The sequence below is a fragment of the Alicyclobacillus vulcanalis genome (assembly GCF_900156755.1).
Lineage (GTDB): Bacteria > Bacillota > Bacilli > Alicyclobacillales > Alicyclobacillaceae > Alicyclobacillus > Alicyclobacillus vulcanalis.
Window position 1 is genome coordinate 141159 of record NZ_FTOO01000007.1, and the last position, 14771, is coordinate 155929.

Sequence of the window (14771 nt, forward strand, 5' to 3'; positions counted from 1 at the left end):
GGGAGACGATACACCATGCGCATCGTTGTCGGAGTGACGGGCGCTACCGGAGCCGTGCTCGCCGTCCGTACACTTCAAGCGCTTTCAAGTTTGGGTGTTGAGACCCACCTGATCTGTTCTCGCTGGGCAGAGACGACGCTGAAATTGGAGACTGACCTGTCTCTCGCCGACCTTCACCGGCTCGCATCCGTCGTGCATCGTGTCGACAATCTGGCTGCGTCCATTTCAAGCGGATCGTATCGCACCGATGGGATGATTGTCGTTCCCTGCAGCGTGAAGACTCTTGGGGCCATTCGCATGGGATTGTCGGACAATCTCATCGTGAGAGCTGCGGACGTCACCCTGAAGGAACGGCGACCGTTGGTTCTCGTGGTTCGTGAGACGCCTCTGCATGAACTTCATCTCGAGAGTATGCAGGCACTTGCCCGAGCAGGTGCGGTCATTTTTCCGCCGGTCCTCGGGTTTTATCATCGTCCACGTCATCTCGAGGATGTCATCGACCACCTCGTCGCCCGCATGCTTGACCACTTTGGTCTGTCCATGCCAGTTCCGCGGTGGGGAGAACGCACCGTTTGTGATCATTCGAATCCAGAATCCTCTCTTTAAAAGTCATGAACAGCTGAATTCAACTTTATTTACGTCTATAAAAAGGGTTATTTACATCGATATTAACTCCTTATATGATCCAATCACACGTCGCAGTCAGCGACGGGAGGCGAATGTCGTGGCGTTTCTTTCATTTCGTGCGTGGCTGGAGCATCTACGAGCGACCGATCGACTTGTCGAGATCGAAGCGGAGGTCAGTCTTCGCTACGAAGTTGCTGCTATCGCAAAGCGATTGGACGGGCGAAAGGCCGTGCTCTTTCACCGACCCGAGGGCGCAAGTATTCCTGTTACCAGTGGACTTGTCTCCCACAGGCGGTGGATCGCAGAGGCACTTGGGTGCACGTCCAACGACCTCATCCACAGATTTCGGGAGGCCTGCGAGCGACCTGTTCCTGTAGAGCGCGTTCTTCCAGACGAAGCACCCGTCTATGCTCGCGTCCAAACCGAGCAAATCGACCTGATGAAAACGCTTCCGATCCCGACGCATCACGAGCACGACGCTGGCCCTTACGTCACGGCCGGCCTGCTCATCGTCCGCGACCCGACGACCCGCAAACAGAACGTAGCCATTCATCGCCTTCAAGTCACGGGTCCAGACCGGATGGGCGTGTTGCTCCTTCCACGTCACACGCTCCACTTGTTTCGCCAGGCCGAATCGAGCGGCCAGCCGCTCGAGTGCGCGGTTGTCATTGGGGTCGATCCTGCGACACTCCTCGCATCCCAGGCGAGTACACCGTTTGGCGTTGACGAGCTGGAGATCGCAGGTGCGCTTCGTCGCGAGCCGCTTCCCGTCGTGCGTTGTCAGACTGTCGATGTCGATGTGCCCGCTGATGCCGAGATCGTGATTGAGGGCCAAATTTTGCCACATGTGCGAGAGCCCGAAGGACCCTTCGGGGAGTTTCCTCGCTACTATGGACCGCGATCCGACAAGCATGTCATCCAAGTCACTGCTCTCCTGATGCGCGAGAATCCGGTCTATCACACGATTGTTCCGGCGGGGTACGAACATCTGCTACTCGGTGGCATTCCGCGCGAGGCGAGTCTGTTTGAGACGGTCCGGCACCTCGTCCCAACTGTGCGGGCTGTTCACATGACACCCGGGGGATCCTGTCGGTACCACGCGGTCATTGCCATCCGAAAGACGGAGGAGGGACAGGGGAAAAACGCGATTCTTGCGGCGTTCGCCAACAGCTTTGACATCAAGCACGTTGTGGTCGTGGATGACGACGTGGACATCTATAACCCAGAAGAAGTGGAATGGGCCATTGCGACCCGATTTCAGGCCGAGCACGACCTAATCGTCGTCCGGCACAGTCAAGGTTCCAAGCTCGACCCGTCGACCGATGATGGTTTGGGTAGCAAGATGGGCCTCGACTGCACCATACCACTTGACGCCGAGCCGTTTCGTTTTAAGCGCATCTCAATTCCGGGGATGCAGACCTTGGACTGGCATCGCTACGGATTGTCAGAACCGTCTGGAGGAGAGGTGTGAGCGCCGTGTTGAACGTGGAAGACGTCGATCTCGGAGAACCCAGTGATTCGCTGGACGAGGTGGCTCAGCGACTTTGGCGAAAGGCCATCGCTTACGGCACCTGGGATCCGTCGAAGATCGATTTCGAACAAGACAAGCGCGACTATGAGCGCCTGGCCCCAGAGATGCGCGCGTATCTCGAGTCATTTTGTGGAGCCTTTTATCACGCCGAAGAAAACGTGGCCAGGCTGTTTTGTCCGTGGATTATGTCGGCACCCTCGACGTGGCAACAGGCCTACTTAAGCACGCAACTGGTGGAAGAGTTTAAACACACGGACTTTTTCGCCCGGTATTTCAAGGAAGTCTTTGGGCTACTTACTCCAAAGCGCCGCTTACACAATCCCGCGCACGACTCACTTCTCGAACGAGCACAAAAACTGCTCGAGTGCCTGGATAGGCCAGAAGAGGATAGAATCGCGTGTATTGTGGAAGCGTTCACGCATTATCAAGGCATCATTGAAGGCGTACAGGCCAATGCAGGTTACCACATCTTTGTACACGTGTTCGGTAAGCATGGCCTCTTTCCAGGTTTGTCGCAGGGCTTTCGTAACATTCAACGGGATGAAGGGAGACACGTGGGCTTTGGGATGCGCGTTCTTCGACATTATGCTCAGCGCGATGCATCCCTCGCCGAACGGATCCGTGCGGTGTACCGAACGTATTTGCCACTTATACGTGCCCGCTATGGTCAGCCCATCGAATTGGATGGCGTGAGGTACGAACCCCCAGAAGAGGAGCGAGGGCTGGAGCGCTTGATGGAGATGTACGAGCGGCGCATGCGGGACATTTTCGGTTCGCACTGGGAAGTGACTGAGCAAGAAACCTATTCTCCATGAGGAGGATTTGAATGTCCATTTCTACAGCGAATTCGTACGCCGTACAGCCTTCGCGGAAGCAGGTTGTAACCGCGACCATCGCGTCGCTTCTTGGGTGGTCCCTGGACTTGTTCGATCTGTTCGTCCTGCTTTATGTCGCGCCAGATGTCGGCAAGTTGTTTTTCCCATCCAGTAACCCGACGTTATCGCTCGCCTCGGTGTACGGTTCGTTCGCGGTCACCCTGCTCATGCGTCCGCTTGGAAGCGGATTCTTCGGATCATTCGCCGATCGATTTGGTCGAAAGCGCGCGATGATCACCGCTGTTGTCGGTGTCGGCGTTCTAACAGCCCTTTTCGGCGTCCTTCCAACCGTTCACCAGGTCGGCGTCGCGGCGCCTATTTTATTCCTTGTTCTTCGTCTCATCCAGGGGGTGTGTGTCGGCGGTGTCGTGGCGTCAACACACACCATTGGTACCGAGTCCGTCTCACCGAAGTGGCGCGGCCTTGTTTCAGGCTTGATCGGCGGCGGTGGCGCCGGAATCGGTTCGCTCATCGCTTCCATTGTGTATGCCATTTGGTCATCTGTATTTCCCGGCCCGGCGTTCGATGTTTGGGGATGGCGGTGCATGTTCTTCTCTGGTCTGCTGAGCGCAGTATTGGGCGTGTTTGTCTTTAATTCACTTGAGGAATCGCCTCTTTGGCAGCAAGCTGCTCATTCACAGACCACTCCTGTTCCAAAAACGCCCGTGCGGACTGTCTTTCGCGACTATGGCCGCATTTTAGTTGTGAACCTAATGATTACCATTGGAGGCGGAAGCGGTTATTATTTGACATCAGGGTATTTACCAACCTTCTTCAAAGTCGTGAACAAACCTCCACACGGCACAGCATCTCTAGCGCTCATCGCCGCGAGCCTGGTGGTGATTTTCGCGGCCGTCTTGGTCGGGCATCTCAGTGAAATGGTTGGGAGAAAGCCTGTCTTTTTGACAGTGGGCGTCGTCGCACTCATCGCCGTCCCCTTTCTGTATCACGGCATGGCCACGACTCATTCACCGCGTGCTTTGATAACCTATGCACTCGTTCTGGTGTTCCTGGGCAACGCAGCATACGCGCCCATCGTGGCGTTCTTAAACGAACGTTTCCCCACACAGGTCCGCTCGACGGGAACGGGGCTTTCATGGAACATGGGGTTTGCGGTAGGAGGCATGCTTCCAACCTTCGTTTCCTTGGCCGCCGGCACGACGACCAACATCCCAGTGGCTCTGACAGCTTTCCTTATGTCGGCACTCGCGTTGTATCTCGTCGGGGCACTCATTGTCCCCGAGACCCGCGGACACTTTGAGTAACTTGACGTGAGGGGGATTGCGCAATGAAGACCTACGAGAACTACATCGCCGGTGCTTGGCAACCGTCAAGCTCTGGGGAGACCTGTGAATCCATTCATCCTGCGACGGGTCATCCCGTCGCGAGGACGCAGTCCTCCACGCCGCAGGATGTGGAGCGAGCCGTTGCCGCGGCTCGCTCCGCGTTCGAGTCTACCGACTGGCCGAATACCTCGAACCTGCGTTCTCGTGCGCTTTCGGCATGGGCAGACGCCATCGAACAGCACAAAGAAGCGCTGGCTCGCCTCTTGTCCGAAGAAAACGGAAAACCGATTCGCGAGGCTCGAATCGAGATAGCCAGTGCCATCGATGCGCTCCGTTACAACAGCATCATGGCGCGAAACGTGTTCGGACGTACGTTTCACCCGACGCCGGATGCGTATGGCTTCCTGGTTCGCGAGCCCATCGGTGTCGTGGCCGTGATCACGCCATGGAATTGGCCTGTGCTGCTCCTCATGCGTGATTTAGCGCCATGTTTGGCCGCAGGAAACGTTGCCATCGTGAAACCCGCAGAGCGCACAGGTGCGATCACGGCGGCTTTGTTCGAACTCGCTGCTGAGCTTGGGCTGTTTCCGCCCGGCGTTCTTCAGCTCGTGACAGGTAAAGGTCGAGTCGTGGGTGACGCCTTGGTTGAAAGTCCCGATGTAGACATGGTGGCGTTCACAGGTAGCACCGAAGTGGGGCAGGGCATTATGGCCAAGGCTAGCCGTGGCATCAAGAAGGTCGCGCTCGAGCTCGGCGGCAAGTCGCCAAACGTGGTCTTTGCGGATAGTCATCTTGAACGAGCGGTGTCGACCGCATGCCGCTCGGTGTTTATGACGAGCGGCCAGATCTGTATGGCCGGATCTCGGCTTTTGGTGGAGGCTTCGGTGTATGAGGATGCTCTCGCTCTCGCTAAGTCGTACGCGGAATCACTTCGAGTGGGCATGCCGCTGGATGAGTCGACGGAGATGGGGCCCGTCATCTCGGAAACTCAGCTCCAAACCATTCTCAGCTTCATCGAGGAAGGCCGAAGGCGAGGGCGAATCATCACGGGTGGCCGCAGGCTGACTCAGCCGCCATACGATCGAGGAAACTTCATCGAGCCCACCGTCATCGCTGACGTGCCCGTCAATTGTTCCGTGGTTCAGGAGGAGATTTTCGGGCCTGTGCTCGTGGTGGAGCGATTTACGTCTGAAGAGGAGGCCGTGCGGCTAGCGAATGCGACACGATACGGCTTGGTCGCGGGCATATGGACGCAGGACTTGAACCGTGCCTTCCGCGTGGCGCGCCGCCTGCAAGCAGGTACGGTGTGGTTAAACGGTTACAACCGGAATTACGCGGAAGCCGAGTCCGGCGGTTACAAGATGAGCGGATTGGGTCGTTCGCGTGGAATTGAGGGTCTCTACGAGTTCACGGAGCTCAAACATATTCACCTTACCCTTGACGTGTGAGCACAAGTGGAGATGAGCCTATGAGCTATGAAATTCAGATTCCAACGAGAGTGAGATTTGGCGAGGGAGTTGCGCAGGAGTTACCTCGTGTACTCGAAGAGATGTCTGTGTCGCGCGTCGTTGTGGTGACAGATCCTGGATTACAACAAGCGGGCGTGGCTCAGTTCGTAGAGTCGCTTGTTCTACGTACTTGCTCTGAAGTCTCGCTTTATGCCGAGGTTGAGCCGGATCCCAGCGTTGACACGGTCCACAAGGTGGCATCACTATGCCGCGAACGTCATGCCGATGCCCTCGTTGCGGTAGGCGGGGGTTCAGCCATCGATGTGGCCAAGGGAGCTCGGCTCGTCGCCGAACTCGGAGGAGACATCCGAAGATTCGCGGGAAGTGAGGCTGACCCCATCTGCGCGCCATGCAAGACGAAGCTATGCGTCCTTCCAACTACGGCGGGCACGGGGAGTGAGGTCACGTTTTTCGGCGTTTACTCCGACTGGGAGAGCCAAGTGAAGGTGACGGTGACGAGCCCGTTTCTTGCAGCGGATGTGGCCCTAGTTGACCCGCTCCTTACGCACAGCGTGCCACCTCACGTGACGGCGGCAAGTGGAATTGACGTATTGGCTCATGCGTTGGAAGCGTACGTCTCACGGAGAGCCACTCCGTTTTCGGACGCTTTGGCCGAGCGTTCCATGGAGCTCGTAGGAAGGAGCTTGGTTCAGGCTGTAAGACATGGGCAGGACCATGTGGCACGAAAGAACATGGCAGAAGCCAGTTTGTTGTCTGGGATCGCCTTTAACCATGCATTTTTAGGATTGACCCACGCGATTGCCGCTGCAGTGTCCGGGCATGCTCATGTACCACACGGTGTTGCGATCGGTGTTTGTCTGCCGGCCGTGATACGATACAACGCCGTTGTTTGTTGCGGCAAATATGACCGCGCGGCTACCATCCTGGCCAAGGCGCGAGGGTCGAGTGCCGGGACGTTGGCCGAAATCGTGGAGGAACTCGCGCGAGAGACGGGCTTGCCAGGACGATTGCGGGACGTCGGTGTGACTGAGGATCTCCTAACGAGTATCGCCCGCCAGACCTTGGTGAGCGTGCAACTGCGCCATAACCCGCGAGAAGCCAGCGAAGATGACATTCTGAAGTTGGTGAAGTCTCTCTGGTGATGGAGGCGTTTCACGGTGAATTTGGCGCGTATGTTCGAAATGGCGGCTGGACGGGAGCCGCACGCTATTGCGCTCATCGAAGGCGATCGCGTCCTCAGTTATCGGGACATGCACGCTGCCGTAAACCGCGTGGCGCACGCGCTGCATAAACTTGGGATCGGACGGCGGGATCGCGTGATGAGCTTGATGAAGAATCGGCAACAGACCGTCGTTCTCTTTTGGGCTGTGCAGAAAGTTGGAGCTGTGTTCGTGCCCCTAAACTACCACATGGCTCCAGGAGATGTAGAACGTTGCATCCTAGATGTCGAACCCAAGCTCATCTGCTTCGAGCGCGCCACGAGAAATGCATTGCGCAGCATTCGTCTTCCCGAAAAACCGATTTACGTCAGCCTTGATCCGGACGATGGCGATATCACATGGGATGAGCTGCTGCGCAATGGAATGCCTGCGTTTGAAGCTGCTCCCGTAGAAGACGATGATCCAGCGATTATGCTTTACACGTCGGGCACTTCAGGTCATCCAAAGGGTGTTCCGAAGTCTCATAAAAATGAATACGTATCCACATTGTCACAAGTCATTCAGAATCGGTATGATCGCACTGATGTCATGCTTGGCGTCATGCCCCTCTATCACACGATGGGCATCCATTCATATCTTGCAATGGCGTTTCTCAACGGTCGATACATCATCGTTCATGATGTGACAGAGGAGTCTCTCGCCGACACGTTGCACTTTCATACAGTGACGTGCCTCTACGCGATGCCAACACTATTTCGACGCCTTTTGCAATCTGGACGAGTGGATCCCGAGCGACTACGACACATCCGCAAAATTGGTTATGCAGGAGCTTCGATGCCCGACACGTTAATCCGAGCCTGTTTCGACGCCTTTCAACCTGACGTATTTCTCAACCATTACGGAAGCACAGAAATTCACACCTTCACGACATGCACGTATCTACATGAGAAACCCGGTTGTGCGGGTCGGCCAGGTATCAATCAGCTTATTCGCGTTGTGGCCATTCATCCTGACGCTCGCCCTGAGGATGAGGTCGAACCGGGAGATGTCGGGCAGGTCATTGCCTACATGGGTTCGCCTGAGGCATTTAAAGGCTATTGGAATCGGCCAGATCTCACGCGGCAAGCCATTCGCGATGGCTGGTACTACACCGGCGACCTTGGGATGCGTGACCCCGATGGCGATTTGTACATTGTCGGGCGAATGGACGATGTGGTGGTTTCCGGTGTTGACCGTGTCTGGCCTGGAAAGGTCGAGCGCGTTTTGGAGCACCACCCGGACGTTCAAGAGGTAGCCGTTGTCGGGCAACATGACGATCAACTGGGTCACATTGTCACCGCTTTTATCGTCTCGCACCGAGAAGATCTCACGCCTTTTGAGTTGGACCGTTTTTGCCAACGGGATGGTCGCCTATCTGACTTTGAGCGGCCACGCAAGTACGTGTTTATAGATCGTCTGCCCAGAGATGCGTCGGGCAAGGTCATTCGGAGAGCGCTTGTTGAATGGGCAGAGTGAATTGTGGCAGCGATGCGAGGGGGATGCGTTCATGTGTGACGTGCTGATTGTCGATGAAGACCTGGCGGCACGCCAGCATGTGCGGGGACTCTTGTCTGCAGGGGAGTATCAGCATCTCCGTGTGACTGAGGCTGACAGTGCCGCACGCGCCCTCCCGCTCGTGCGCCAACACCACCCTTTCGCGGTGCTTTACGATCCGTCTGTGTCCGATGCGGATGGTCTGGAATTTGGCCGTCGAGTTAAGGAACATGACCCGCTGATTCACGTCATTGTTGCGAGTCAATTGAAAATGTTTGATCTGTTGTACCAAGCCATCAATCAGGGCTTCGATGGCTATCTCCTTAAACCCGTGAATCGAGAGGAGCTTTATCAGGTATTCGGCCGCCTCATTCAAAACGATATTCGCCATTCCATTCACGGCGGTGCAAATCGTGCGCTGGTTGCAAGGCAGGAGTCGGAAGCCGATCTTGGCAATCCTATTGAAAGCGCCATTGCGTATATTGAGGAGCATTTTCATGAGCCCATATCGCTTCAGGAGGTGGCGGAGAGGGTATATCTCAGCCCGTCCTATTTCAGCCGGCTGTTTAAGTCGGAAGTCGGAACCACCTTTATCGACTATTTGACTCAGTACCGCATCCAGAAATCCAAGATGCTACTTCGCGTCACGTCTCTGCCGATTGAAATCATTGCGAACAACACGGGTTTCTCAAACTCGAGCTATTTTTCCACCACCTTCAAGCGGATCGTCGGCCGTACCCCGAGCGAATACCGAGCCATGATGAGCGCGCTGAAGGACCGTTCTCACGCCGAACGTACTCAAGAAAACAAAACCGACCATGAGTGAATCCCGAAAGGTCCTTCGCATTGCGGCGATACAATAATCCTGAAAGCGTTTCCTCGCGGCGGAAGCCACGAGAAGAAGGAGGCGAGCCGCATGGAAGGCATTGAAGAGAAATATGAGCGTTTGCTGGCCGTGCTCCGAGACATGGAGCGCGTTCTGGTGGCTTTCTCGGGCGGTGTGGATAGCACGCTACTCCTGAAGGCTGCGCTTGACGCCCTTGGCCATGAGCAGGTTCTCGCCGTCACGGCGGATTCCGAGACCTATCCTGCCAGAGAGCGGGAAGAGGCCGTGGAGCTCGCTCGCCAGCTGGGTGTACATCATGAAGTTATGGAGACGAGTGAGCTTAGCATCCCGGGGTACGTCGAGAATCCCTCGAATCGGTGTTTTTTTTGTAAGCGAAACTTGTTTGATCATCTCTGGGCCTTGGCGACCGCAAGAGGCTTTTCCCACGTCGTCTTTGGTGCAATTGCCGACGACCTCGGCGACTATCGACCGGGTCTGGCGGCGGCCAGAAAGATGGGCGTTCGGGCCCCACTTTTGGAATGTGGACTCACCAAGCGGGAAATTCGTCAGCTGTCGTACCAATTGGGTCTTCCCACGTGGGATAAGCCGTCGTTCGCATGTCTCTCCTCAAGGATTCCTTATGGCGAGCGAATCACGCCAGAAAAACTTCAGAAAATCGACCACGCCGAGTCATTTCTGCGCGATTTAGGGTTCCAGCAGGTCCGTGCGCGCCAGCACGGGGACGTCATGGTACGCATTGAGGTACCCGCGGACCAGATCGCGGCGCTGGTGGAGGTCCGCGAACTTGTCGTCGCCAAGTTGAAGGAGATTGGCTATTCGTACGTGAGTTTAGATCTCGAAGGATATCGCAGCGGCAGTGGCAACGAGGTGCTACACAAAGCGGGCCGTACATTGGAATCAGCAGCACAGGTGGGATGAGGGGAAGACATGATAGCCACAAGAGGCATTCTAGAGCGTGTTCGCTTAGGTCAACTGTCCGTGGATGAGGCGCTGGAGCAATTGCGAGAGCTCTCCATCGAAGACCTGGGCTATGCACGAATTGATCATGACCGTGTGCGTCGGCGTGGGTTTGCGGAAGTCGTATATTGCGAAGGCAAGACGCCAGAGCAATCTGCAGAAATTCTGGCCCGCCTTGCTGACCGCGGAGAGTCAAATGTGCTCGGCACACGGGCCAACGTCGAGACGTTTGAGTTGCTAAAGGTTACTGTCCCCGACGCGGAGTATCATCCGGTTGCGCGCGCCATCGTCATTCGGCGTGGTCCGGCTCGCCAGATCGGCTCTGTCCTAGTTCTGGCCGCAGGCACATCCGATCTGCGCGTCGCGGAGGAGGCTGCGCTCACTGCGAGCGTCATGGGTAGCCATGTGGAACGCATCTACGACGTGGGTGTGGCAGGGCTTCACAGGTTGCTGCGCGAGCTCGATCGAATACGGGCCGCCCGAGTCGTGATCGTCGTGGCGGGGATGGAGGGAGCCCTCATGAGCGTCGTCGCAGGCTTGATTGATAAGCCTGTCATCGGCGTACCCACCAGTGTTGGTTATGGTGCACAGTTGCACGGCTTAACGCCCATGCTTGGTATGCTGACTTCGTGCGTACCAGGATCGTCAGTGGTTAACATCGACAATGGGTTCGGCGCTGGTTATTTGGCGCACATGATTAACGAACTTGGGGAGGGCGCTCATGGCCATCGCGAAGATTGACTGCTTTGCAGGCGCGAGCGGTGATATGTTCCTTGGCGCATGGCTCGACGCCGGCATTCCAGAAGATGTATGGCTCGCAGGCGTGCGCCCCCTCATTTCGGGGGAGGGTGACGTCCAGATCGCGAGGGTCGTGAAACAAGAAATCACAGCTACTCGAGTCCTTGTTCGGCACCAAGAGGGCCACATTCATCGACACCTGGCAGATGTCGAGGCCATCATCGACAAAGCGGATCTCCCCAACGAGGTTAAGCGAAGAGCCAAAGAGGCATTCTTCCACCTTGCTGTGGCAGAAGCGTCCGTACACGATACAACACCAGACGAGATTCACTTCCACGAAGTGGGCGCCATCGATGCCATCGTGGATATCGTGGGTACGATGTTCGCATGGCATCTTGCGGGTGAGCCGGCATGTTACGTGTCGCCCATCGAGGTTGGCGGAGGCAGCGTGCTATGTGCGCATGGACGCGTTCCGGTGCCTGCGCCAGCGACACTGGCGCTGCTAAAGGGCTATCCGATTTACTCGTCTGGCCTCTGGGGTGAGACGACTACTCCGACTGGTGCGGCGATCATCCGTGCACTGGCTAAGCCGATGCCACCGCGGCCGATGCGAGTCGATGCCATTGGCTATGGCGCTGGGAGCAAGGATCTTCCCGTGGCAAACGTGCTTCGCATCTCGCTTGGGGACTGGGTCGGGAATGTGCCGGACGCAAGCGAGGCCCTTCAGCGGCCGAAGGCGGGTCATGACCATCATCATGACCATCATCATGACCCGACCGTGGGGCGTTACGACACTCACGACGTGCTAGAACGGGCAGGGGAGGCATCCTCAAAATGAGGCTCGTGAACACCATCGCGAAAATTATCGATGAAAAGTGTACCGGTTGCAAGATATGTGCGCAGGTCTGTCCGACGCTAGCCATTCGAATGGAGCCGCTGAATGGTCATCCTTACAAGAAATTGGCCATTCTCGATGCTGAGTATTGCACGGGCTGTACCGCGTGCGAACAGCGGTGCCCGTTCGATGCCATTCGAATGGAGTATCTCGACGAACCCTACACCATTGGGGTTGATGTGTCAGAAGTCGATGCAGGCGCCGTGCGCGAACTCTGTGCAAAAGCTCGCTTCCATCCAGAACAAGTGGTCTGTTATTGCACGGGTACGCGTGCCGAGGAAGTGGCAGCTGCCATTCTCAAAGGGGCGAAAACCCCTGACGACATTTCACGCGCCACAGGTCTCCGGACCGGATGTACCGTGGAATGTCTTCAGCCCGCCATGAGGCTGTTGAGAGCTGCCGGCATCGATCCAGTTCCACAGAAGGGATTTTATCAGTGGTACGGCGCGACTCCGACGATCTGGGACATTCCAGATGAGGTGAAGCAGAAGTATGCGTCTCGGGGATTCTACTTTGATGATGACATCGAATTTTTGCAAAGCATTCAAATGAAAAAAGATTTGAACGAGGAGGAGGAAGTAAAATGAGTGCGCTGCGACCTCCGATTCAACCACTCCCGCCTAGGCCTTCTCGCTATGGTGTTGATCCTAAATATGTGACGAAGCGCATGGCTGACTTACCTAACATGACATCGGTTTTTCTTGAGGAGCTTTTTCCAGATAGTCCAAAGGTGCTCTATCCAAGTGATGAGGGCATACAAGCGATTCGGCGGGCGACGGAACTCGCCATGGAACAGATGGATCTTTCGATGATCCAACCTCATCACACCGTGAACGTCCTGGCCTCCCACCACGGTTTCACGCTGCTTGGCGGGGAACCGTACGCCGAGATGCTTCGTACGGTATATGACGTTGTGAAATCGCGCACGGGAGCAAAGGAGGTCCGCCTGCGCGCCGGGGTTGGACTTCGCTTCCGGGAGACTGAGGAGTACATTCAGCGGTTCCAACTCAAGAAATATTTTGACCGTGCGCTCGGCATGGCGCCAATCGATGAGGGCATTCCCATTGAGACAGAGATCGGAACCTTGTACGGACTCAAGCGCGCTTACGATGCCGACTGGATTATTCACGTTCACAACAGCGACGTGCGCGAAGTTCACTTCCACCGGCAGGTTGATCGAGCCGTGAAGCCGTTTGGTATGTCGTATGCGCGAATCGAGACGCGGTCCACGTACCATCAGAACCTCGGTCCTCGAGCCGCGAACTTTACGGCGCGCGCTATTTTCGAATCGGAGTTTGTGCAGAGCAAATTTGTAGGCGCTGTCTTTATGAACATGTCGCCCGGCGGTGTTGTAAGTATCGAAGCAGATAACGACCTATATCGCATTAACGATACGGTCATGGTGGACGGCCTGCGCTATTACGGTAAAGTGTTCCATTTGCTCGGCATGATTGACGAATGCATTGTCGGCTTGGATTTTCCATGTCCGGTACCCTACGTCTTTTCGGCAGGAGTCATCTACTGTAATTTCGTGGGTGCTAATGTCGACCTGTTTGACCTGAGCGTGAAGCTTCCTCCTTACACTTGGTATACAGAGGCTCTTTATGGCAAGGATGGCAAGCCTCTCGTCCCCGGCGTTCCACCCGTGAATCCCGCCATAAAAATGGTGGTTCACAATTACGCGTGGATTGGTTACCCGAGTGCGTTCTTCGCAGAGCACCTTCCGACGATCGTCGTCGGTAAGAAGCAGGCCGAGATTTTCGAGCACGATCCGCAGAACCTTGAGTATATGAAGTACGCTCTCATTGCCTCTGACCTCGATGAGGCCATGGCGTTTGCCTACCGTACTACCGGAACGGATAAGGTCATCGCGTTTGATGGAGCTGTGGGCGGAATGAATGTTAGTGCCTCACTTGCTGAAGATTTGAGGCGCCTAGCTCCCAAGGCAAGTCAAGACGTGGACACCTATCTGCTGCCGAAATGGCTGAAACAGCGCGGACTGGCCCCGCTGGCGCAGGAGGCGTGACACGTGGCAGACACGCTGGATATTCGTGATCCACTGTTCTCCTCCCTCCGTGACCGCATGTTTCGTGCGACCATCACGGCGACGCGCGCAGGGCTCGTCGCCGGGATGGAAGAAGCCCTCCAACAAGCGCAATCAGCAGGTGTCGAGGCCGTGGCGGAGGTGCGTGACGGGCAGTGGGTGGCTCCTGGTGACGTTCTACTCACCATGCGCGGAGGACCCAAGGCGATGGCCGTCGCAGAGGATTATGTGCTCGGTCCCCTCATGATGGCTTCAGGGTGGGCCACGCGTGCAGCCGAACTCCGGCGCATTGCCGGGAGAACGCGGGTGGTCTGTGGTGGGTGGAAAAAAATACCTCATAGTGTGAAACCGCTGCTTCACCGAGCATTGGTGTCTGCAGACGTTGGACTCAGAATCGTCGACGAGCCGTTTGTCTACATTGACAAGAATTACGTGCGGATGTTTGGCGGCATCCGAGAGGCTCTCGCGGCGGCCGCCGTCTTTTCTGACCGCGTCAAGGTCATCCAGGTGCGGGGCGAACGAACGAGTATCCGGGACGAAGCGGCAGAAGCCCTGGAGCACGGTGCCGATGTCATCATGGTCGATACGGGTTCACTTGAAGATTTAGCCGCCGTCTGTGAAACGGCGAGATCGTATGCCCCAATGGGGGCGCGTGTCGCATTTGCCGGGGGTGTCACGTCCGAGGTCATCATGGTCGTCACAACACGCTTTGATGTGTACGCCGTCGACGTCGGCTCTGCCATTCTGGATGCCCCCTTGCTCGACTTGCGCTTTGACATCGAAACATGAGCTGATCTTAGGAGGCGATG

The 14771-nt window shown here is 56.3% G+C and carries 14 protein-coding genes; all 14 read left to right on the plus strand.

Going from position 1 to position 14771, the window contains the following annotated elements:
* Positions 1-15: 15 nt before the first annotated feature.
* Entirely contained in the window at positions 16-606 is a 591-nt protein-coding gene (locus BW934_RS09460; protein ID WP_076347451.1) for a UbiX family flavin prenyltransferase, read from the plus strand.
* 118 nt (positions 607-724) lie between these two features.
* A complete protein-coding gene (locus BW934_RS09465) occupies positions 725-2098 on the plus strand; it encodes a UbiD family decarboxylase (protein WP_234969710.1) in 1374 nt (457 codons plus the stop codon).
* A 5-nt stretch (positions 2099-2103) separates the two neighbouring features.
* Positions 2104-2973, plus strand: coding sequence for a R2-like ligand-binding oxidase (locus tag BW934_RS09470; RefSeq protein ID WP_234969714.1), 870 nt, complete (start codon positions 2104-2106; stop codon positions 2971-2973).
* An 11-nt stretch (positions 2974-2984) separates the two neighbouring features.
* Positions 2985-4298: an MFS transporter gene (locus BW934_RS09475; RefSeq protein ID WP_076347455.1), complete on the plus strand. Its 1314-nt coding sequence runs from the start codon at positions 2985-2987 to the stop codon at positions 4296-4298.
* 23 nt (positions 4299-4321) lie between these two features.
* The gene (locus tag BW934_RS09480; RefSeq protein WP_076347457.1) at positions 4322-5767 is read left to right on the plus strand and encodes an aldehyde dehydrogenase family protein; all 1446 of its coding nucleotides are present in this window, start codon (positions 4322-4324) and stop codon (positions 5765-5767) included.
* Positions 5768-5787: 20 nt separating this feature from the next.
* Complete coding sequence (locus tag BW934_RS09485) at positions 5788-6930, plus strand: iron-containing alcohol dehydrogenase family protein (RefSeq protein ID WP_076347458.1); 1143 nt, start codon at positions 5788-5790, stop codon at positions 6928-6930.
* A gap of 15 nt (positions 6931-6945) precedes the next feature.
* Entirely contained in the window at positions 6946-8463 is a 1518-nt protein-coding gene (locus BW934_RS09490) for a class I adenylate-forming enzyme family protein (RefSeq protein WP_076347460.1), read from the plus strand.
* Positions 8464-8494: 31 nt separating this feature from the next.
* On the plus strand, positions 8495-9307 hold the full coding sequence (locus BW934_RS09495; protein WP_076347462.1) for a helix-turn-helix transcriptional regulator: 813 nt from the start codon (positions 8495-8497) through the stop codon (positions 9305-9307).
* Positions 9308-9397: 90 nt separating this feature from the next.
* Positions 9398-10246 carry an ATP-dependent sacrificial sulfur transferase LarE gene (larE, locus tag BW934_RS09500; protein ID WP_076347464.1) on the plus strand — a complete coding sequence of 283 codons (849 nt, stop codon included), beginning with the start codon at positions 9398-9400 and terminating at the stop codon, positions 10244-10246.
* A gap of 9 nt (positions 10247-10255) precedes the next feature.
* The gene (gene larB / locus BW934_RS09505) at positions 10256-11026 is read left to right on the plus strand and encodes a nickel pincer cofactor biosynthesis protein LarB (protein ID WP_076347466.1); all 771 of its coding nucleotides are present in this window, start codon (positions 10256-10258) and stop codon (positions 11024-11026) included.
* Positions 11007-11861, plus strand: a complete 855-nt coding sequence (larC, locus tag BW934_RS09510; protein ID WP_076347467.1) for a nickel pincer cofactor biosynthesis protein LarC — start codon at positions 11007-11009, stop codon at positions 11859-11861. The genes larB and larC overlap by 20 nt, the downstream gene beginning before the upstream one ends.
* On the plus strand, positions 11858-12505 hold the full coding sequence (locus BW934_RS09515) for a 4Fe-4S binding protein (protein ID WP_076347469.1): 648 nt from the start codon (positions 11858-11860) through the stop codon (positions 12503-12505). The genes larC and BW934_RS09515 overlap by 4 nt, the downstream gene beginning before the upstream one ends.
* A complete protein-coding gene (locus tag BW934_RS09520; RefSeq protein ID WP_143232622.1) occupies positions 12502-13944 on the plus strand; it encodes a hypothetical protein in 1443 nt (480 codons plus the stop codon). The genes BW934_RS09515 and BW934_RS09520 overlap by 4 nt, the downstream gene beginning before the upstream one ends.
* 3 nt (positions 13945-13947) lie before the next feature.
* A complete protein-coding gene (locus BW934_RS09525) occupies positions 13948-14751 on the plus strand; it encodes a beta/alpha barrel domain-containing protein (RefSeq protein WP_084182560.1) in 804 nt (267 codons plus the stop codon).
* The last annotated feature ends 20 nt before the right edge of the window (positions 14752-14771 follow it).